We start from the raw sequence: 20,395 nt of genomic DNA on the forward strand, positions 1-20,395 counted from the left end.
CCGAACACCACCCTGCGTCGGCTTTTGCCACATCTCGCCAAAGCCTCCTATCGGGGCCGGCCTGTTGAACGGCATTGGGTCAGGCCCGACCCGCGGCACGCGCCATTAGGTGAGTGCTTGCTACCGAGCTTGACCCAATACTGATTTAACTTTGATTGGGAAAGCTATGAACCAGCCCGTGATGGAAGGCCTGCGCTTGAATGTGCCGGCATACGTGAAACACCAGCGTTTGATCGCCTGGGTGGCCGAAGTCGCCGCGCTCACGCAAGCGCGTGATGTGTACTGGTGCGACGGCAGCCAAGCCGAATACGACCGCCTGTGCGAGCAGTTGGTGGCCGCCGGTACCTTCAAGAAACTCAATCCGGCCCTGCGCCCCAATAGTTTCCTGGCTTGCAGCGACCCCAGCGACGTCGCCCGGGTTGAAGATCGCACCTATATCTGCTCCGCCAAGAAGGAAGACGCCGGCCCGACCAATAACTGGATGGCACCGGCCGAGATGCGCGAACTGCTGCAGACCGGCGACAAGGCGCTGTTCAAGGGCGCCATGAAGGGCCGCACGCTCTACGTCGTGCCTTTCAGCATGGGCCCCATCGGCTCGCCGATCGCCCACATCGGCGTGGAACTGTCCGACAGCCCTTACGTTGCCGTGAATATGCGCACCATGACCCGCATGGGCCGGGCCGTGCTGGACGTGCTGGGTGATGACGGCGTGTTCGTGCCTTGCGTCCACACCGTGGCCGCACCGCTGGAAGCCGGTCAGGCCGATGTGAAGTGGCCTTGCAACCAGACCAAGTACATCGTCCATTTCCCCGAAACGCGCGAAATCTGGTCCTACGGCTCCGGCTACGGCGGTAACGCCTTGCTGGGCAAGAAGTGCTTCGCCCTGCGCATCGCCTCCACCATGGGCCGCGACCAAGGTTGGTTGGCCGAGCACATGCTGATCCTGGGCGTGACTTCGCCCGAGGGCAAGAAGTACCACTTCGCTGCAGCCTTCCCCAGCGCTTGCGGCAAGACCAATTTCTCCATGCTGATCCCGCCGGCCGCCTTCGAGGGCTGGAAGGTCACCACCATCGGTGATGACATCGCCTGGATCAAGCCTGCCGCCGATGGCCGCCTCTACGCCATCAACCCGGAAGCGGGTTACTTCGGCGTGGCGCCGGGCACCAACACGCTGACCAACTTCAACTGCATGGCCAGCTTGAACAAGGACGTGATCTTCACCAACGTCGCACTTACCGACGACGGCGATGTGTGGTGGGAAGGCATGACCGACACGCCGCCCGCCCACCTGATCGACTGGCAAGGCAAGGACTGGACGCCCGCCATTGCCAAGGAAACCGGCGCCAAGGCCGCGCACCCGAACGCGCGCTTCACCGTCTCGGCCATCAACAACCCGGCGCTGGACTCCGAGTGGGACAACCCCGCCGGCGTGCCCATCGATGCCTTCATCTTCGGCGGCCGCCGCTCCACCACCGTGCCGCTGGTGACCGAGGCTCGCAACTGGGTGGAAGGCGTCTACATGGCCGCCACCATGGGTTCGGAAACCACCGCCGCTGCTGCTGGTCAGCAAGGCGTGGTGCGCCGCGACCCATTCGCCATGCTGCCTTTCATGGGCTACAACATGTCGGACTATTTCCAGCACTGGCTGGACATGGGCAAGAAGCTGCAAACCCTGTGCGCCACCACCGGTGCCAAGCTGCCGCAAATCTACTGCGTCAACTGGTTCCGCAAGGGCGCCGATGGCAAGTTCGTCTGGCCTGGCTACGGCGAGAACATGCGCGTGCTGAAGTGGATGCTGGACCGCGTGGAAGGCACTGGCCAGGGCGAGGAACACGCGTTCGGCGTGACACCGCGCTACCAAGACATCAATTGGAACGGCCTGAACTTCAGCCAAGAGCAGTTCAACATCACCACCCATATCGACAAGGCCGCCTGGGCCACCGAAATGAAGCTGCACGATGAGCTGTTTGCCCAGCTGGCCTACCACCTGCCGGTGGAACTGCCCGCCACCAAGGCGCTGATCGAGGCGCGCTTGCAGGCCGAGTAAGGTCCGCTCAGCGCCTGCCGTCGCTTTGCACAGCAGCGGCGGCAAGTAAACCAGCCCGGCCTCGGCCGGGCTTCTTTTTGCTTGTGCGATATTCGCCGGATGTCGAATCTACCGCCCAGCATGGGGGAGGGCGCGAGCGCGCCCGACCCCGTCTCGCTTCGTGAGGCCTTTGTGTTCTGGCTCAAACTGGGCTTTGTTAGCTTCGGCGGGCCGGCTGGGCAGATCGCGCTGATGCACCAGGAACTGGTCGAGCGGCGCCGCTGGATTTCGGAGCGGCGCTTCCTGCATGCGCTCAATTACTGCATGGTCTTGCCCGGCCCGGAGGCGCAGCAGCTGGCCACCTATATTGGCTGGCTGATGCATCGCACGCCCGGCGGGCTGGTGGCGGGCGGGCTTTTCGTGCTGCCGTCCCTGTTCATTCTGATTGCGCTGTCCTGGGTCTATATGGCCTTTGGTCAGCAGCCGGCGGTGGCAGGGGTGTTGTATGGCATCAAACCTGCGGTGACGGCCATCGTGGTGTTCGCCGCTTATCGCATCGGTTCGCGGGCTTTGAAAAATGGCTGGCTGTGGGGCATCGCCGTGGCCGCGTTTGTGGCCATCTTCGCCTTGCAGCTGCCCTTTCCGCTGATCGTTTTGTGCGCTGGCGTCGCTGGGTATTTCGGCGGCCGTTATGCGCCGGACAAGTTCGCGGTCGGCGGCGGACATGGCGCAGCCAAGGCGTCTGGCGGCCCGGCCTTGATCGACGACGACACCCCCACGCCCGCGCATGCCGTGTTCAGCTGGCGGCATTTCCGCCGCGTGCTGGCCTTCTTTCTGGGGCTATGGTTCTTGGCCATCACCGGCCTGACGCTGGCCTTCGGCTGGGATGCGGTGCTGACGCAGATGGCCTGGTTCTTCACCAAAGCGGCTTTGCTGACTTTTGGCGGTGCGTATGCCGTGCTGCCCTATGTCTACCAAGGTGCGGTGGAGCATTTTCAGTGGCTCAATGCGGCGCAGATGATGGATGGACTAGCCCTGGGCGAAACCACGCCTGGCCCGCTGATCATGGTGGTCGCCTTCGTGGGTTTTGTCGGCGGCTGGAGCCGCGCCTTGTTGGGCCCGGACGCGTTGTTTCTGGCCGGCGCGGTGGCGGCGACCGTGGTCACCTGTGCCACCTTTTTGCCGTCCTTCATGTTCATCTTGCTGGGCGGCCCTTTCATCGAGACCACGCATGGCAATTTGAAACTCACCGCGCCGCTGACGGGCGTCACCGCGGCGGTGGTGGGCGTGATCGTCAATCTGGCGCTGTTTTTTGCGTATCACGTGCTGTGGCCGCAGGGCCTGGCCGGGCCCTTCGATTGGCGCTCGGCGCTGATCGGCTTGGTGGCCGCCGTGGCCTTGTTTCGCTACCAGGTAAGTGTGATGACCGTGGTGCTGGGCGCGGCACTGGCGGGCTTGGCGCTCAGCATGGGCCGTTTGCTGCTTGCTTGAGGCGTGGCTGGCATTGGCCGGCAACAAGCGGGCCACCAATGCAAAAAGGCCCCTAAGGGCCTTTTCTCTGGGCGAACCGATCTGCGCGGTTCAGCTGCGGCGGTTGTAAGCGGCGCGCAGTTCGGCGGCGAAGGAAGGCATGCTGGTCTCGTACTCTTGAGCCAGGGCCAGCAGTTCGCGGGAAGCGCGGGCTTCGGAGGCGGCGGCGATACGGGCCTTGACCTTGGCAGCCAGGTTCAACCAGACGCGGGCGCCGATGGCGGCGAAGGAACCGCTGTGGCGGACATTGAAATGCAGGCTGTGGCTCAGGGGACGGCCGAAGGTTTGGGTAGCGACGCTCATGGTATTTCCTAGATTTGGCAGTCGACGCTTCCGTTTTAACCGGTTGGTACCGAGGCGGACTGACTGCAGTGGGTGCTTCTTGTTGAAGCGATGAGCGAATTATGGGGTAAACCCTAGGCATGCCGCTAATGAATTGTTTGAATCCGTTGTATAAACAATTCGCATATCAATGCCTCAACCTTGATTCGCCGTCATGAACTTCCTTAATCTGGATCTGAATCTGCTGCGCGTGTTCGACGCCGTGATGGCCGAACGCAACCTGACCCGCGCGGCGCAGCGCCTGGCCATGACCCAGCCCGCCGTCAGCCACGCGCTCAAGCGTTTGCGCGAGGCGCTGGGTGAGGAACTGTTTGTGCGACAGGCCTTTGGCATGAAGCCCACCTCCCGGGCCGAAGGTCTGTGGCCTGAGGTGAGGTTGATCCTCCAGCGCTTGCAAACCCTGCTGGTGCCGGGTGAATTTCAGCCCGAAAGCGAGGAATACACCTTCCGCATCGCCATGGCCGATGCCACCGCGGCGCTTCTTTTGCCGCCGCTGGTGGCGCAGTTGGAGGAGGCGCGGGCGCTGGCCAATGTGCATGTGTTGCCGCTGACCACCCGCGATCCGCGCGCCTTGCTGGAGCAGGGCGAGGTGGACTTTGCCGTGGGCTATTTCCCCAGCGCGGTGGCAGCGCTGCAGTCGCAGGGCAACCAGGCGGCAATCCGCCAGCACCGCTTGTATGACAGCGAATACGTCTGCGTGATGCGCCGCGACCACCCCTTGGCCGACTTGCCTTTGGACCTGGACGCTTTTTGCGCGGCCCACCATTTGCTGGTGAGCTTTTCCGGCCGGGCGCATGGCTTTGTGGATCAAGCGCTGAACGCGTTGAACCGCAGCCGCCGCATCGTGTTGACGGTGAATCAGTTCTTCACCGCGGGGCGGGTGGTGTCGCAGTCAGACCTGCTGACCGTGCTGCCCACCCGCTTCATCGAAGCCACCGGCTTTCGCGACAAGCTGCTGGAGCGGCCGCTGCCGGTGCAGCTGTCCAAGGTCAATGTCGACATGCTGTGGCATCTGCGCAGCGAGGCGCGCAGCGCCCAGCGCTGGATGCGCGCTTGTTTGATCGCCGCGGCGGGGCGGGCGCAGTTGCCGGCTGTGGTGGCGGGCAGCTCGCCGCCGGGCTAGTTTGCTGTCGCCCAATTCCGTTTGTTGGCTTCTGCGGCGACAAACCAGTTCGAGGTGAATTGAAGCAGGCATGAGCGTGCTGTTTGCCGCCGCCAATTCCGTTTGTTGGCTTCTGCGGCGACAAACCAGTTCGAGGTGAATTGAAGCAGGCATGAGCGTGCTGTTTGCCGCCGCCAATTCCGTTTGTTGGCTTCTGCGGCGACAATTGGCGCATGAGCACCTCCGACCTGACCGAATCCGAATTCGCCGAACTCGACGAATTGCTTGCCAACACGCCCGCGCCGCTGCAGCCGCTGGATGCCTCCATGCTGGACGGCTATCTCTGCGGTGTGCTGGTGCAACCGCGCCTGATCGACATCGATGAGTGGCTGCCCAATATCTTCGATTACGACGGTGGCGTGCTGCCCGAGGAAGTCGACCAAACCTGGCTGGCCCGCATCCGCGAGCTGACCGAGCGCCGCCACACGGCACTCAACAAGGCCATGGTGGAAGACGGCTGGTTCGACCCCGTGGTGCTGGATCTGGACGAGCCGGCTGAGTCTGCTGAAGGTGCCGAGGCGGCTGCTGAGCAAGCGCCGGTCGACGAAGACCCCGAGCAGGCCGAAGCCCGCGCCACCTACAACAGCATGAGCCTGATCTCGCGCACCCTGATGCCCTGGGTCGCTGGCTTCCAACATGCCGCGTTGTGCTTCCCCGAGCTGTCGGAGATGGACAACGATGCCGTGATGGCTGCATTGGCCCGCCTCTACCGCCACCTGCCGGCCGAAACGCCGGAGGAAAAGGAAGTGGTTGCCACCCTGGACCGCGAGCATCCGTTGAAGGATTTGGACGACGCCATCGAAGAGATGGTGGTGACCGTGGCCGACCTGTGCGACCTGACGCAAGAGCAGCGCTATCGCGTTGAAACCCTGCGCCGCGAAGGCCCCAAGCTCGGCCGCAACGACCCCTGCCATTGCGGTTCGGGGCGCAAGTACAAGCAATGCCACGGCGCTAATTAAGACTTTGCGGGACAGACCGCCCGAGCGCAGCGAGTAGCTCTGCTTGGCCGCTGGCAGGCGGCCAATCCTCCGCCAGGCGCCAATCAGGCCGCAGGGCCTGATTGGGTCCGGGCGAAGTCCCCAACTGACTAGACCTTGCGGGACAGACCGCCCTGTTGCAACACCGTGCAGCGAGCAGCTCCGAGCCCAAAGATCGAGCGGGTTCTTGCGGCACCGGCCGCCACCTGAGTCTTCATCCCGCCCCATGCGCCTCCAACTCCTCTCCGACCTCCACCTCGAAACCGAAGCCTTCGAGCCCGAGCCTGCACCTGGCGCGGAGTTGTTGATCCTTGCCGGCGACATCGACAGCGGCTGGCAAGGCCTGCGCCGCTTTCAGAACTGGCCGGTGCCGGTGATCTTTGTGCCTGGCAATCATGAGTATGACCAGCGCGATTTCGACGCGGCGCGGGCCGGTTTGCAGGCCCTATCGGCCGAGCTGGGCTTCACCTTACTCGACAACAGCGCTTGCATCCGGCTTGATGATCAAGGCCGCCGCGTGCGCTTTCTGGGCAGCACGCGCTGGAGCGATTTCGATGTCTTCGGCGTGGCCCAGCGCGAGCGCGCTATGCGCGCCGCCGGCTACTTTCAGCGCGTGATGGCGGCCAGCCGCGACGGCCAGTCTTTTGATGCGGCCGCCGTGCGCGCCGAGGCCCTGCGCTGCCGCGACTGGTTGGCCGAGCAGTTGGCGCTGGGTGAGCAAAAAAGCGGTGAGTGGGATGCCACCGTGGTCATCACCCATTTCGCACCGTCGCTGCGCAGTGCCGATCCGCGCTACGGCAAGCAGCCCGGCACGGCTAGCTTTTGCAATGACGACGAAGCCCTGCTGCCCTTGGCGCGCCTATGGCTGCATGGCCATCTGCATTGCCAGAACGACTACCGCTTGGGGGTGACCCGCGTCATCTGCAATGCCCGAGGACATGCGCGCAAGAACGAGCCCGCGGGCTTTCTGGCAAACGCACACATCGAGGTTTTTGATTGACGAAGGTCAAGCAAAACGCCTGCTTTGCTGTCAGACTTTGAGTTGGATTTGTTGAGTACCTAACTCTTGGAGCACACACCATGAAGATCTTGATCGCCGTCGATGGCAGCCCCTTTACCAAGCGCATGTTGGCCTATCTGGCGGCTCACGACGAATGGTTGAGCGAGACCAATGCCTACACCGTGATCCATGTGGTGCCGGCCGTGCCACCGCGTGCCGCTGCTGTGCTGGACAAGGAAGTGCTCAAGGGCTACTACGCCGACGAAGGCGAGAAGGTGCTCAAGACCCTGCGCACGTTCTTCGCTCGCAAGAAGGTCAAGGTCGACTACGTCAACAAGGTCGGCCCGGCCGCCGATGTGATCGCCAGCACCGCGGACAAGGGCGACTTCGACCTGCTGGTCCTGGGCTCGCACGGCCATGGCGCGCTGGGCAATCTGGTGATGGGCTCGGTCGCCACCAAGGTGATGGCGAACTGCCGCGTGCCCACCTTGCTGGTGCGCTGAGTTGAATTTTCTCGCGCCCTAGGCCATCTGGCCAGGCGCCAAGAAAACGATGGGCCGCGTATTGCGGCCCATTTTTTTTGGGCGTGCCGCTGAGGGTGAGTCAGTTGCTGCGTCTGGACAGCCAAGCCAGCGGTGATTCCAGATGGCCGCCATTGCCAGCGGCGGCGCGCTGGGATTCCAGCTCCATCGGGGGCTGGCTGCTGCGGAAATCATCGCTGCCGTCCAGGCTGGCTTCCATGCCGAAAGCAGTGCCCATATCGGCCGGGTCTTGCTCCAGGGGCGTGGCGGGGCTGCGGCGGAAAAAGCGCAATGCAGGTGCAAATCGCATATCAAACCTCGCTTGTCTCTTCGTGTGGGCCGATTCAGATGGCGGCTTCGAGGCTGCTACTTAGGCGCTGCGTTCTTGTGCTTTGAGTGTGCGGCAGGCAGGCAAAAAACGAACCCCCAAACTGGGGGTAAATATGTACTTAGTTGGGAAAAGGTGACTGTTGTCACGGCCGGGGCCGACCGGCGGCGGCAGCACTTGGCGCGCGCGCCACAGTCAGGCCAGGGCCAGCTTGGCGCCGGCCGCCAGGGCCTGGCCAATCTGATCCAGCAAGGCCACACGGGCCGGCGCTGCGGTCTGCTCGGTCAGCAGCTTCCACTGATGCCAGTAGAGCGTCACATCGACGCTGATCTCGGGCCGCAGCACTTGCAACTCGCCGCTTTGAATCAGCGGGCGCACTTGCAGCTCGGGTGCCACGCCGACGCCCCAGCCCATGCACACCGCCCGCACATAGGCTTCGCTGGAAGGCACATAGCGTTCTTGCAGGCGTGGCTGGCGCACGCCGAAGGCCTTGCTGACCCACAGGGCCTGGCTGTCGTCTTTGCGGTTGAACACCAAGAAGGGCGTGCTGGCGAAATTGCCTTCGAACAGCCCCTGGGGCAGGCGCTTGGCGCAAAAGGCCGGGCTGGCCACCGCCACATAGCGCATCACCCCCAGCGTCTGCACCGCGCAGCCGCGCAGGGCCTGGCGCACGGTGCTGACGCAGCCCAGCACCTCGCCCTGGCGCAACCAGTCGTGGGTGAAGTCCTGATCGTCCACCACCAATTCCAGGCCGAAGCCCTGATTCAGGCCGTCTTGCACCACCCGGTCCAGCGCCGGCAGCACCCAGGTGGCCAGGCTGTCGGCGTTAACGGCGATGGCAATGCGCTCGTCCATCGCCACCCGGCTGCCCAGTTCGCGTGCCATATCGGTGCGCATGGCTTGCAATTGGCGGGCGTAGCGCAGCAGCACTTTGCCGGGCTCGCTCAGGCGCAGCGGGCGCGAGCGCACCACCAGCAACTGGCCGACTTGCGACTCCAGGCTGCGCAGGCGCTGCGAGACAGCGCTTTGGGTGATGGCCAGGCGCTGGGCGGCGCGCTCGAAGCTGCGTTCATCTGCCAGGGCGGTGAGGCAATCGAGACTGGCGAGATCGAGGTCTTTCATTAGTGCGCCTAATGTGTGCCGAGAAATATGAATCCTACTTCTAGTTTGCCGGCTTCCTGTAGACAATCCGCGCCCAATGAGCCTCACTCCCGACAGCGCTGCCGCAATGACCCAAGGTTGGCTGACGGGCGCCGGCTTGATCATGGCCATCGGCGCGCAAAACGCGCTGGTGCTGCGCCAAGGCTTGTTGCGCCGCCATGTGGCGCCGGTGGTGCTGTTTTGCAGCTTGTCGGATGTGCTCTTGATCGCCCTGGGCTTGTTCGGCCTGGGCACGCTGATTGCTTCCAGCCCGCTCTTGTTGAACGTCTTTCGCTGGGGTGGTGCGGCCTTCTTGCTGCTGTATGGCCTGAAGGCGGCGCAGCGCGCCTGGGTGGGCGCGGGCAGCTTGCAGGCGCAGGCCAGCGGCACGGACTTGCGCGCCACTTTGCTCAGCGCTGCGGCCATGACATTTCTGAATCCGCATGTCTATTTAGACACGGTGCTGCTCTTGGGTACGGTGGGCGCGCAATTTGCCGATGTTGCTGGTGTTGACCTACGCTGGGCTTTTGGCCTGGGCGCGGGCCTGGCCTCGGTGATGTGGTTTTCCTTGCTGGGTTTCGGGGCGGCTGCGGCGGCGCCCATGCTCAGCAAGCCTTGGGTGTGGCGGGCCATTGATGGCGCCGTTGCCCTGCTGATGTGGTTTTTGGGTTTTCAACTATTGCTGGGCCCGCTGGGGGCCTGACGCATGGAGTTCAGACAATGAAAGTCGTCGTACTTGGAGCCGGCATCATCGGCGTTTGCACCGCCTGGTATTTGCTGGAGCAGGGCCATGAGGTGACGGTGGTGGACCGCCAGAAAGACGCCGCGCTGGAAACCAGCTTTGCCAACGGTGCGCAGATCTCGGTCAGCTTTTGCGAGCCCTGGGCCAATGCCGGCGCGCCCTTCAAGGTGGCCAAGTGGTTGCTGCGCGATGACTCGCCGCTGCTGTTCCGCCCCAGCCTGGACCCCAAGCAATGGATCTGGGGCCTGAGCTTTCTGACCCAGTGCACCAGCGCTGCTTTTGAGCGCAATGTTGAGCAGCTGGTGCAGCTGGGCCGCTACAGCCACGCCGCCCTGAAGGACTTGGTGGGGCAGACCGGCATTGAGTATGAGCGCCTAGAGCGCGGCATCCTGCACTTCTTCTCCTCGCAAGCTGACTTTGACAATGGCGTGGCCGGGGCCGAAATCATGCGCCGCCACGGCGTGGACCGCCGCGTGCTGAGCCGCGAAGAAGTGCTGAAGGTGGAGCCGGCCCTGGCCAGCTTCGGTGCCAATATCTTCGGCGGCACCTTCACGCCCAGCGATGAATCGGGTGATGCCTGCGTGTTCACCCAGAAGCTGGCGCTGCTGTGCCAGCAACGCGGCGCCAAGTTCCTGTGGGAACACGAGGTGCTGCAACTGTCGCGCACGGGTTCCACCATCGACCAGGTGCAGATCGCCTCCGTGCGCAGCGGCGCCAAGCAAGACCTGAAGGCCGATGCCTTTGTCGCCGCCATGGGCTCTTACACCCCGGCCCTGGTCAAGCCGCTGGGCGAATTCCTCAATATCTACCCCGCCAAGGGCTATTCCGCCACCCTGAAGCTGAAGAAGCCCGAGCAGGCCAGCGTGGTGAGCTTGCTGGACGACACGCGCAAGATCGCCATCTCGCGCCTGGGTGACAGCATCCGCATCGCTGGTACGGCCGAGCTGTGCGGCTTTGACAACGACCTCGACCGCCCCACCTCGCGCACCCGCTGCGCCGCGCTGGTACGCCGTTATGAGGAGCTGTTCCCTGGCGTGGCCGATCTGAGCGAACCCAATTACTGGACCGGCCTGCGCCCCAGCACGCCCACCAACATCCCCTACATCGGCCGCAGCCGCAAGGCCAGCAATCTGTGGATCAATGCCGGCCACGGCACTTTGGGCTGGACCCATGGCGCCGGTTCCGGCCTGGCCATGGCCGAGCTGATGGCCGGCCGCAAGCCCGCGATGGATTTCGGCTGCTACGGGCTCTAAGCCCGCGCGCGGGGACTGGGTCGCCCTTGCCTTGAGTGAGGGGCAAGGGCGGAAGAAGGGCGCGCCCGGTACAATCCGCGCCCCTTCTGTTCGCGGTCCCCATGAGCTCCTCCATCCCCCATTCGGCCAGTTTTTGCGCCATCGACTTTGGCACGTCCAACTCGGCGATTGCCATTCCGCGTCGCCACACCGGTGACGGAAAAGCCGCCATGGACCTGGTTGAGCTGGAGCCCGGCCACCTGACCATGCCCACGGCGGTGTTCTATTTTGTCGAAGGCCGCCACGACGCCGATGGCCCGCCGCGCGCCTTTGGCCGCGCCGCGGTGGCCGCCTATGTGGAAGGCAGCGACGGCCGCCTGATGCGCTCGATGAAGAGCATTTTGGGCTCGGGCCTGATCGACCAAACCACCGATGTGGGCGGCGGCCGTGGCATCAAGTACGTCGACATCCTGGCCGGCTACCTCAAGCGCCTGCGTAGCAAGGCGCTGGCTGCCGGCGCAGACGCGCCACTGAACAAGGTGGTGCTGGGCCGGCCGGTGTTCTTTGTGGATGGCGAGCCGGCGCGTGACGCCGCTGCGCAAAAGTCGCTGGAAGGCGCGGCCCATGCGGCCGGCTTTGATGAAGTGCATTTCCAGTTTGAGCCCATCGCGGCCGCGTTCGACTTTGAAAGCCAGGCCACCGAAGAGCAAATCGTGCTGGTGGCCGACATCGGCGGCGGCACCTCGGACTTTTCCGTCGTGCGCGTCGGCCCGCAGCGCATGCAGCGCCTGGATCGTCGTGACGACATCCTGGCCAACCACGGTGTGCACATCGCCGGCACCGACTTTGACCGCCACGTCGAGCTGGCCAGCATCTTGCGTGAATTCGGCTACCGCAGCCACGGCCCCGAGCGCCCGGGCTCGCCAGCGCGTGAAGTGCCCAGCGGCGTCTACTTTGACCTCGCCACCTGGCATTTGATCAACACCGTCTACAGCCCCGGTCGCGTGGCCGAGTTGCGCAGCATGCGCAGTTTCTACGGCAATGTGCAGCATCACCAGCGCCTGATGACGGTGGTGGAAGACCATCTGGGCCATGAGCTGGCGGCGCGCGCCGAAGGCGCCAAGATCGCGGTCTCGGGCGGCGGCGACACGGTGATCGACCTCGGCATCGTCGAGAACGGCTTGCAGATCGAGCTGTCGGAAACCGTGGCCGTGGCGGCGCTGGACGCCGACATCAACCGCATCGTGCAATGCGGCCGCGAAACCGTGGCCATGGCTGGCTTGAAGCCCGAGCAGATCAACGCGCTCTACTTCACCGGCGGCTCCACCGGCCTGCGCTTGCTGGCCGAGCGCATCGCTGCCGACTATCCGCAAGCCACCTTGGTGCGCGGCGACCGCTTTGCCTCGGTGGCCACGGGCCTGGGCTTGCACGCAGCGCGCTTGTTCGCGCGCTGAGCGGCGGTACTGAAGCCCGGTATCACGGGCTTACGGGTTCAGCGGCTCAATAACGGCCACGAGGCGGCGGCCCGCGCCGGGCAGGCGGGCGCTGTGGCGCTGCTGGCCGGGCTTGCGGCCGCGACACATCTGCCAGCATCAGGCAGGCGCTGACGAGGCTTTCCACCGCCTCGCTGACGTCCTTGGGCGGCTCCAGCGTTTCAATCTCTTCCAGCAAGTCGTCGGCGTCCTCCAGATCCTCGGGATCCAGATGCATGAAGATCGCGGCCAGGGGCTCCAGCAAATCGGCCGCATCCTCGCGCAGCAGATCGGGGAAGACATCGGTGGCCAGGGCAAAACCAGCCACCCAGGAGAACAGCACTTCCGAGGGATTGGCGTCGTCGTCGGCCTCTTCGTCTTCCTCATCGAATGCCAGCTCGAACACCCAGGGGTCGAACCACTGGCGATCGACGATGGCCTGGTTGAGTTCTTGGTAGCGGCGCTTGACCAGATTCATCAACACGCGGCTGTCAAAGCCGGCCGGCGCGGCGCGGCCTTCGCTGTCCAGCACATAGCGGCCCCACTGAAAAGCCGGCACGGCCTTGGGCTGCAGCAGCACGCCGACCAAATAGCCGTCCAACATGCTGATGTCCAGTGGCTCCAGCGGTGCGGGCACGCGGTCCAGCAAGTCTTCCAACTGCGCCATCTCGGTTTCATTGAGCGGCAGCAGGGGCGCCTTGGGTGTGGGGGCGGCGGCGGGCTTGGCGGCGGCGCCACTGGGTTTCGCACCAGGCCGTGAATCTGGCCGTGAATCCGGCCTGGCACCCGGGCGCTCACTCTGGCGCTCCCCTTGACGTGCACCTTGGCGCGCGCCCGGATGTGAGGCGGGGCCAGGGCCGCTGCGGCCACCGGGCCTTGCAGCGGCCGGGCGGGAGGAAGAGGGGCGAGGGGGCTTGGAGGTGCTCATGCCGGTATTGTCCCGCCGTTTGGGTGTGGAGGGCTTGATGTGTTCAGCCGCTGAGTCGCTTCGAGGCGGCGGCCTTGCTCACTTCAGGCCCAAACCCCGCCTTCATGTGTTTCGCCAGATGTTCGATCAAGAGCTTGACCGGCCTGGGCGTGGTGTTGCTCCAGGGGTGGATGGCGTAGATCGCCTCGCCGAAAAAGCCGACCGGCCGCCAGTCGCTGAGCACCTCGACCAAACGGCCATCGCGCAAGGCCGGGCCGACGGTGAAGTCCGGCAACAGGGTCAGGCCTTGATGGGCGAGGGCGGCCTCGCGCAGGATCTCGCTATTGCCGGCGCGCAGCGGCCCTTGCACCGGCACGCGCTGGCGCTGTGGCTCGGCGCTTGCTCCTGCGTCGCTGGTGCGTTCGAACAGCCAAGCGGCCGGCCCGGGGCGCAGATAAGCCAGGCAGGCGTGCTCGGCCAGCTCTTGCGGATGGCTGGGCGCGCCATGCGCCTGCAAATAGCTGGGGCTGGCCACCAGCAGGGCGCGTGAGGCGCAGAGCTTGAAAGCCACATGGGTGTCGGGCGGCGCACTGGTGTGGCGGATCGCCAGGTCAAAGCCTTCTTGCGCCAGCGGCACCAGGCGGTCGCTCAGGTCCAGCTCCACCTGAATCTCGGGGTACTGCTGGAAAAAACTCAGCAGCAGCGGCGCCACATGCTGGCGGCCCAGCGCCACCGGTGCGGTGATGCGCAAGAGGCCGCGCGCCTGGCCCACGGCATCACGCGCCGCGCCCAGCGTGCGGGTGATGTGGGCGAAGCTGGCCTCGGTTTCTGCCACCAGTTCCCGGCCGGCTTCGCTGAGCCGCACCGAGCGGGTGGTGCGCGCCACCAGGGTCTGGCCCATGGCGCGCTCCAGCTCGCTGATGCGCTGGCTGACCGCCGCTTTCGACAAGCCCAGCCTTTGCGCGGCCTTGGTGAAGCTGCCCAGCTGGGCAATCACGGTGAGCGCATGGAGCTGGCCCCACAAGACATCGTGGCGGAATTCGGTGGCTTTGTTGAGCTTGGCGGCTTTCATGATTGTTCATGATATCGAACAATCAAATCGGCGAACTGGGATTGGCAGCGCGGCGCGAGCTGCCTAGACTCTGTCCAAGCTCAAGGAGACCTGTCATGCCCACCCCCTACACCAGTACCGCTGACCTGACCCACTTCATTGGCGGCCAAGCCCAAGCCGCCAACTCCGGCCGCAGCCAGGCCGTGTTCAACCCGACCACGGGCGCCGTGGCGCGCCAGGTTCAGCTGGCCAGCATGGATGATGTCAACGCGGCGGTGGCCGGCGCGCTGGCCGCCTTCCCGGCCTGGGCTGATGCGCCCCCGCTGCGCCGCGCCCGCGTGATGTTCAAGTTCCTGGAACTGCTGAACCAGAACAAAGAAGTGCTGGCCGCCATAATCACGGCCGAGCATGGCAAGGTCTTCACCGACGCGCTGGGCGAAGTGGCGCGCGGCATCGACATCGTCGAGTTCGCCTGCGGCGCGCCGCAGCTGCTTAAGGGTGATTTCACCGACCAAGTCTCCACCGGCATGGACAACTGGACCCTGCGCCAGCCCCTGGGCGTGGTGGCCGGCGTGACGCCTTTCAATTTCCCTTTCATGGTGCCGATGTGGATGGCGCCCATGGCCATCGTCACCGGCAATTGCTTCATCTTGAAGCCCAGCGAGCGCGACCCTTCGCCCAGCTTGTTCGTGGCTGAATTGTTCAAGCAAGCTGGCCTGCCGGATGGCGTGTTCAGCGTCGTGCAGGGCGACAAGCTGGCGGTGGACGGGCTTTTGAATCACCCCGATGTGAAGGCGCTGAGCTTTGTGGGTTCAACCCCCATCGCCCAATACATCTACGAGACCGGCGCCAAGAACGGCAAGCGCGTGCAAGCCCTGGGCGGCGCCAAGAACCATATGGTGGTGATGCCTGACGCCGACATCGAGCAAACCGTGGACGCCCTGATCGGCGCGGCCTACGGCTCGGCGGGTGAGCGCTGCATGGCCATCTCCGTGGCGGTGCTGGTGGGCGATGTGGCCGACAAGATCGTGCCCAAGCTGGCCGAGCGTGCCCGTGCATTGAAGATCAAGAACGGCATGGAACTCGACGCCGAGATGGGCCCCATCGTCACCCGCGAGGCGCGTGATCGCATCGAGGGCTATATCGGCACCGGCGTTGAAGAAGGCGCGCAGTTGTTGGTCGATGGCCGCGGCCACAAGGTGGCGGGTTTTGAAGACGGCTTCTTCACCGGCGGCACCTTGTTCGACCATGTCACGCCGGAAATGCGCATCTACAAGGAAGAGATCTTCGGCCCGGTGCTGGCTTGCGTGCGGGTGGCTGACTTTGCGCAGGCGGTGGACCTGGTCAACGCCCATGAGTTCGGCAACGGCGTGGCTTGCTACACCAGCGACGGCAATGTCGCGCGTGAATTCGCGCGCCGCATCCAAGTCGGCATGGTGGGCATCAATGTGCCGATTCCTGTGCCCATGGCCTGGCATGGTTTCGGTGGCTGGAAGAAGAGCCTGTTCGGCGATATGCATGCCTACGGCGAAGAAGGCGTGCGCTTCTACACCAAGCAAAAGAGCGTGATGCAGCGCTGGCCCGCCAGCGTGGCCAAGGGTGCTGAGTTTGTGATGCCGCAAAGCCGCTGAACGCTTGCCGAGCGCAGCGGGCAGGACGCCGCTGCGCTTTGTTCGGCAGCTGCGCCTTGTCGCAGCCCTGCGCTGAAGGCTGCAAGGTTCGCGTCAGCCTTTGGGAATTCTTAGGCTACGCTACGAGCTTCGCCAAGCTTGTCAGCCATCATGCAAGAAGTTCCCTGCAGTGACGTTTCCTGCGACCAGATACAGCAATGGCTGCATGAGGCCAATGCGCAACGCCAAGGCAATGTAGTAGCCGGATTGGCGCTGGCCCAGCGCGCCTGGGAGAGTGCGCGCGCCCAAGGTTTTCTTGAGGAGCATCTGAGCGCGGCCGTGCTGCGCGCCTTCTTCCTCTACCGCCATGGCGATACCGAAGCCATGCTGGCCGCCAGTGAAGATCTGCTGCCCTTGCTGCGCGAGCAAGGCAGCACGCCTCGCTTGTGCGAACTCCTGCGCTGGATGGCATTCGCTTGTGCCGACCTGGGTGAATTTGAAGCCGCCCTGGCTCATATCAACGAAAGCCTGGCGCGGGCGCGTGAGCTGGGCGACAAGCGCATGGTGGCGGTGGCGCTGAACTCCGTGGGCGCCTGCCTGGAGCGCATGGGCGACCCCTGGCAGGCCGAGCGTCTGATGAATGAAGCAGCGGCCCTGCTGGGCGAGGATGCCAGTGAATTTGAGCGCATGGTCTCGCACAACAATCTGGCCACCGTGGCGCTGGGCTTGTTCAATCTGCTGAATCACAGCCAGCACCCTGAACATCAGCGCGAGCGGCTGGACGCCTTGCAGCGTGCGCGCCTGCATGCTCTGGCGGTGCGCCCGCATGCCTTGACGCTGGGCGACAACTATTTGCTGGCCTTGTGCGATACCAATCGGGGTGAAGTCCTGCTGCATCTACACGAGCTGGTCGAGGCCGAGGCCGTCTTGTTGGCCAGTGTGCAATTGGCTGATCGCCAAGGCTACCTGGCCCTGGGCTGGCGCTTGCGCTGCTCCCTGGCCGAGTTGCATCTGGCGCAGGGTCAGGCACAAGCCGCCAAGCAATTGCTGGAAGCGGTGCTGGACAGTGCCGCGGGCCGCGTCAAAGCCCATATCGCCCTGCGTCTGCATCATGCCGCCTACCGCGCCAACAAGGCCCTGGGCCTGGCCGAGCTGGCCCTGCATCACTTGGAGTGCCATCAGGCCATTGCACGCGAACGCAGTGCCGCGCAGCTGCGCGCCCAGGCGCGCTTCTTTGTCAGCCGCATGGAGGCTGAACGGGCCTTGGCAAACGTCAGCGCCGAGCCGCGCGCGGCCGAATCCTCGGATCCGGTGACACCTAGCGAGGACGAGGAAGCGCAGCTGCGCGACCCGCTGACCGGCCTGGGCAACCATCGCTGCATGGCCGCGCGCATGCCCGCCCTGGTGCAGCGCGCCGAACGCAGTGGGGCGGCCTTGACGGTGGCCCTGGTCGATGTGGACCGCTTCAAGATCATCAACGAGCGCCATGGTCGGGCCGTGGCCGACCGGGTGCTGCAGGTGCTGGCGCAAATGCTGCGCGACAACACCCGCGCCAGCGATCTGCTGCTGCGCTGGGGCGGTGAGGAATTTCTGGTGGTTCTGCCCGACACGGTGCCGGACCGCGCTTTCGAGGTGTGCGAACGCCTGCGCCAAGCCGTTGAGGCCTATGCCTGGGTGCAACTGGCGCCCGACCTGGATGTGACCCTCAGCATCGGCCTGGCCAATGCGCCGCCCTATGCCACCGACTTGCTGGTGGTGCGGGCCGAAAGCGCCATGTTGCGGGCCAAATATCTGGGCCGCAACCGGGTCGCGCTGGCCTGAGTCTGCTGAGCTGGACGGGCCGTGTTCGGCTAGTTTGGCTGCCGCCGCAAGCGGCTCAACTCTCCCGCGCAAGTACCAGGTTACGTCCCTGCGCCTTGGCCCAGTAGAGCCCCAAGTCGGCACGTTGCAACACGGTTTCCGCGCTGATGTCGCTGGGCAGGGCCTCGGCGATGCCGAAGCTGGCACTCAGGGGCCAGGGCTTGCCCTGCCATTGGAAGTCGCATTCCTCCACCATGCGGCGCATGCGTTCGGCCACCAGGGCGGCGCCGGCCAGGCCGGTCAGGGGCAGCAGCACACAGAATTCCTCGCCGCCGATGCGGCCGAGCGCATCCACATCGCGCATGCTTTGCTTGAGGATGGCCACCGTCTGCAGCAAGGCTGCATCGCCAGCGGCATGGCCCAGGCCGTCGTTAAGCTTTTTGAAGTGATCCATGTCCATCATCACCAGGGCATAGGGCTTGCCGCGCTGCAGGCGCAGATGCTCGGTGTCGATGGCTTCTTGCAGGGCGCGTCGGTTCAGGGTCTGTGTCAGCGGGTCGAGCCGGGTGAGCTGCTGGATGCGCAGAATCAGCGACATCAGCACCAGAAAGGCCACGGTCGTGTTCAGCAGCAGATTCATCAGCAGGCTTGACCACAGAAAGCTCAGGTTCAACAAGTTGGCGTTGCGTAGATCGTTGAGCTGCTCCGACATGAACAGTGATTCCACCACCCGAGTTGCTAGCAAGAGCGCAATCAGGAAGAAGGGGCTGGACAAGAGCGTTGCCATGCCCGGCTTGAGGCGCTCGCGCAGCTGCCGCCAGGCGTCCAGCGCAGCCAGCAGAGCCAGCAAGGCCAGGGCACTGAAGACGACGCGGCTGTGCCAGCGCAAGTCACCTTCGTAAGGCATAACACCCAGGGCCAGGCCAGCAATCAGCCAGACCGCCAGGCCGCTGCGCCAGGCCAGCGCTCTGTTGCTGAGTGCTGGAATGCTGGCCCGCAGCAGGGCCAGGCCGGCCAGGGAACAGAGGTCTGAGCCCCAGTGCGTCAGCAGGTCGGGTGCTTGGCCGCGCAGGGCATGCGTGGCCAGTGAAATGGCGACCAGGCCATTGGCCAATGCCATGCAGCGCGACACCCGCACGGCATCCCCGAGGGCCGTGGCCATGGCCGCCCAAGACAGGCTGGACAGTAGCAGCATCAGCACCAGGGCCGCCATCAGGGTGATGGGATCGGCATTCATGGCGACTCCGCCTTGGCCGGCCGCAGGAAGCCGCTGGCGCTGATGGCGTCGGAGTCATCCTCGGCCTCGCTGCAGACGCGGTCACGGCCGCTGGCCTTGGCCCGGTAGAGCTGGGCATCGGCCCTGGCCATGCTTTGTTCACCGCTGGGGTCACCGGCGATGCAACGGGCCACGCCGAAGCTGGCGGTCATGGGAATCGACTGCTCGCCCCATTGCAGGGTTTGGCTGCGCACCGCCTGGGCCATGCGCTCTGCCACGCGGCAGGCATCGGCGAGCGAGGTGTGCGGCAGCAGCAGGCAGAACTCCTCACCGCCCAGGCGGCCCAGCTGATCCAGCGCCCGCATATTGGCGCGCAGCAGGCCGACCAAGTGCAGCAAGGCGGCGTCGCCGCCGGCATGGCCGTAGTTGGAGTTGATGGACTTGAAGTGGTCCACGTCGATCATGACCAGGCTGTGCACCTGGCCGCGCTCAACCTGAGCTTGCAGGGGCAGCAAAGCGTTGGCAATGGCGCGGCGATTCAAGGTATCGGTCAGTGGGTCGCGCAGAGTCATATGGGTGATGCGCAGCACCAGCCGCCCCACCAGCACGCCCACCAGGCCTATGCCTATGCACATCGAAATGAATAACTGGATCCAAGCGGAGATCAGGCTGGGCAGCTGGCCGCGCACAAACCAATGCGTCGCGCTCGGGAACCAGAGATAGGTGCTGGCCTGCGCCAGCAACAGCAAGATCAGCAGGGCATAGGGCAAGATCAGCCACAAGGTGATCAGCTTGCGCCGGCCAATGCGCCCACTCATCAACACGTCGCGGGCGCAGAACAAGGCCAGGATGCTGGCGCCAAAAGCGAAGGCGCTGATGGCTTGGTCTGACAAGCCCGCGCTGTTCAAGCTCAGCATGCTCAGCGCCGTCAGACCGCCAATCAGCAGCACCGGGCCGTAACGGAACTGCAAGCGCGTCAGCCTTTGCACGCCCAAGGACAGGAAGCTCAAGCTCAGCAGCAGCGGCAGCTGCTGCATCCACGGCCCCAGCGCCTCCGGCCACACATTGGCGCAAGTTGGGCAGTACATGCCGGGCAGCGAGCTCAAATTCGCCGCCGCCAGCAAGAGGCTGGCTTTTGGGGCAATGCGGAACAGCCGTGCCAACACCAGCCACACCAGCACCATGAAGCCGTTGAATACAGCGATCACCAGCAACAGGGTAGTGGCATCGAATAGAGGCATGACGGAGGATGTGGGGCGGCTAGCTGGATGATCGCTATTTGGGCGCTTCTACACAAGCGCTACACAAGCGTGTTTGCGGGGGAACTGCTTGTTGCTCG

18 protein-coding genes are annotated in these 20,395 nt (G+C 64.6%); 11 read left to right on the top strand and 7 right to left on the bottom strand.

Annotated elements, in window-relative coordinates; all coding sequences use genetic code 11:
• Positions 1–166 precede the first annotated feature (166 nt).
• Both AT984_RS19835 and chrA read left to right on the top strand, forming a co-directional pair.
• The gene (locus AT984_RS19835) at positions 167–2,047 is read left to right on the top strand and encodes a phosphoenolpyruvate carboxykinase (GTP) (protein ID WP_058721578.1); all 1,881 of its coding nucleotides are present in this window, start codon (positions 167–169) and stop codon (positions 2,045–2,047) included.
• 120 nt (positions 2,048–2,167) lie between these two features.
• The gene (gene chrA / locus AT984_RS19840; protein WP_058722487.1) at positions 2,168–3,517 is read left to right on the top strand and encodes a chromate efflux transporter; all 1,350 of its coding nucleotides are present in this window, start codon (positions 2,168–2,170) and stop codon (positions 3,515–3,517) included.
• A 90-nt stretch (positions 3,518–3,607) separates the two neighbouring features.
• Here the strand turns inward: chrA and AT984_RS19845 are convergent, their stop codons facing one another.
• Positions 3,608–3,859, bottom strand: coding sequence for a hypothetical protein (locus tag AT984_RS19845; protein WP_058721579.1), 252 nt, complete (start codon positions 3,857–3,859; stop codon positions 3,608–3,610).
• A 193-nt stretch (positions 3,860–4,052) separates the two neighbouring features.
• Between AT984_RS19845 and AT984_RS19850 the strand changes: the two genes are divergently transcribed.
• From AT984_RS19850 to AT984_RS19865, 4 genes are all read left to right on the top strand, one after another.
• A complete protein-coding gene (locus AT984_RS19850; protein ID WP_058721580.1) occupies positions 4,053–5,021 on the top strand; it encodes a LysR family transcriptional regulator in 969 nt (322 codons plus the stop codon).
• A gap of 212 nt (positions 5,022–5,233) precedes the next feature.
• Positions 5,234–6,019: a YecA/YgfB family protein gene (locus AT984_RS19855; RefSeq protein WP_082680383.1), complete on the top strand. Its 786-nt coding sequence runs from the start codon at positions 5,234–5,236 to the stop codon at positions 6,017–6,019.
• A gap of 244 nt (positions 6,020–6,263) precedes the next feature.
• A complete protein-coding gene (locus tag AT984_RS19860) occupies positions 6,264–7,037 on the top strand; it encodes a metallophosphoesterase (protein WP_058721582.1) in 774 nt (257 codons plus the stop codon).
• An 80-nt stretch (positions 7,038–7,117) separates the two neighbouring features.
• Positions 7,118–7,540, top strand: coding sequence for a universal stress protein (locus AT984_RS19865; RefSeq protein WP_058721583.1), 423 nt, complete (start codon positions 7,118–7,120; stop codon positions 7,538–7,540).
• 100 nt (positions 7,541–7,640) lie between these two features.
• Here the strand turns inward: AT984_RS19865 and AT984_RS19870 are convergent, their stop codons facing one another.
• Both AT984_RS19870 and AT984_RS19875 read right to left on the bottom strand, forming a co-directional pair.
• Positions 7,641–7,868 carry a hypothetical protein gene (locus AT984_RS19870; protein ID WP_156422137.1) on the bottom strand — a complete coding sequence of 76 codons (228 nt, stop codon included), beginning with the start codon at positions 7,866–7,868 and terminating at the stop codon, positions 7,641–7,643.
• 213 nt (positions 7,869–8,081) lie between these two features.
• Positions 8,082–9,008, bottom strand: coding sequence for a LysR family transcriptional regulator ArgP (locus tag AT984_RS19875; RefSeq protein WP_058721585.1), 927 nt, complete (start codon positions 9,006–9,008; stop codon positions 8,082–8,084).
• A gap of 106 nt (positions 9,009–9,114) precedes the next feature.
• Between AT984_RS19875 and AT984_RS19880 the strand changes: the two genes are divergently transcribed.
• The 3 genes from AT984_RS19880 (at position 9,115) to AT984_RS19890 (ending at position 12,454) form a co-directional block, all read left to right on the top strand.
• Complete coding sequence (locus tag AT984_RS19880) at positions 9,115–9,729, top strand: LysE/ArgO family amino acid transporter (protein WP_156422138.1); 615 nt, start codon at positions 9,115–9,117, stop codon at positions 9,727–9,729.
• 17 nt (positions 9,730–9,746) lie between these two features.
• Entirely contained in the window at positions 9,747–11,021 is a 1,275-nt protein-coding gene (locus AT984_RS19885; protein ID WP_058721587.1) for a D-amino acid dehydrogenase, read from the top strand.
• Positions 11,022–11,122: 101 nt separating this feature from the next.
• Entirely contained in the window at positions 11,123–12,454 is a 1,332-nt protein-coding gene (locus AT984_RS19890; RefSeq protein ID WP_058721588.1) for an Hsp70 family protein, read from the top strand.
• Between the two features lie 46 nt (positions 12,455–12,500).
• On the opposite strand, the gene AT984_RS19895 is transcribed toward AT984_RS19890, so the two are convergent.
• A complete protein-coding gene (locus AT984_RS19895; protein WP_231741472.1) occupies positions 12,501–13,400 on the bottom strand; it encodes a YecA/YgfB family protein in 900 nt (299 codons plus the stop codon).
• Positions 13,401–13,443: 43 nt separating this feature from the next.
• Positions 13,444–14,451 carry a LysR family transcriptional regulator gene (locus tag AT984_RS19900; protein ID WP_058721589.1) on the bottom strand — a complete coding sequence of 336 codons (1,008 nt, stop codon included), beginning with the start codon at positions 14,449–14,451 and terminating at the stop codon, positions 13,444–13,446.
• A gap of 95 nt (positions 14,452–14,546) precedes the next feature.
• Between AT984_RS19900 and AT984_RS19905 the strand changes: the two genes are divergently transcribed.
• Both AT984_RS19905 and AT984_RS19910 read left to right on the top strand, forming a co-directional pair.
• Positions 14,547–16,061 (top strand): CoA-acylating methylmalonate-semialdehyde dehydrogenase, encoded by a 1,515-nt coding sequence (locus AT984_RS19905; protein WP_058721590.1) that lies wholly within the window; start codon positions 14,547–14,549, stop codon positions 16,059–16,061.
• A gap of 150 nt (positions 16,062–16,211) precedes the next feature.
• A complete protein-coding gene (locus tag AT984_RS19910) occupies positions 16,212–17,861 on the top strand; it encodes a tetratricopeptide repeat-containing diguanylate cyclase (protein WP_156422139.1) in 1,650 nt (549 codons plus the stop codon).
• A 55-nt stretch (positions 17,862–17,916) separates the two neighbouring features.
• Here AT984_RS19910 and AT984_RS19915 read toward each other — a convergent pair whose 3' ends face one another.
• Positions 17,917–19,077 carry a GGDEF domain-containing protein gene (locus AT984_RS19915; RefSeq protein WP_058721592.1) on the bottom strand — a complete coding sequence of 387 codons (1,161 nt, stop codon included), beginning with the start codon at positions 19,075–19,077 and terminating at the stop codon, positions 17,917–17,919.
• Positions 19,074–20,297 carry a GGDEF domain-containing protein gene (locus AT984_RS19920; protein WP_082680209.1) on the bottom strand — a complete coding sequence of 408 codons (1,224 nt, stop codon included), beginning with the start codon at positions 20,295–20,297 and terminating at the stop codon, positions 19,074–19,076. Before AT984_RS19920 ends, AT984_RS19915 begins: the two co-directional genes overlap by 4 nt.
• Between the last annotated feature and the right edge of the window lie 98 nt (positions 20,298–20,395).

Origin of the sequence: Paucibacter sp. KCTC 42545, from assembly GCF_001477625.1 — a bacterium.
Lineage (GTDB): Bacteria > Pseudomonadota > Gammaproteobacteria > Burkholderiales > Burkholderiaceae_C > Paucibacter_A.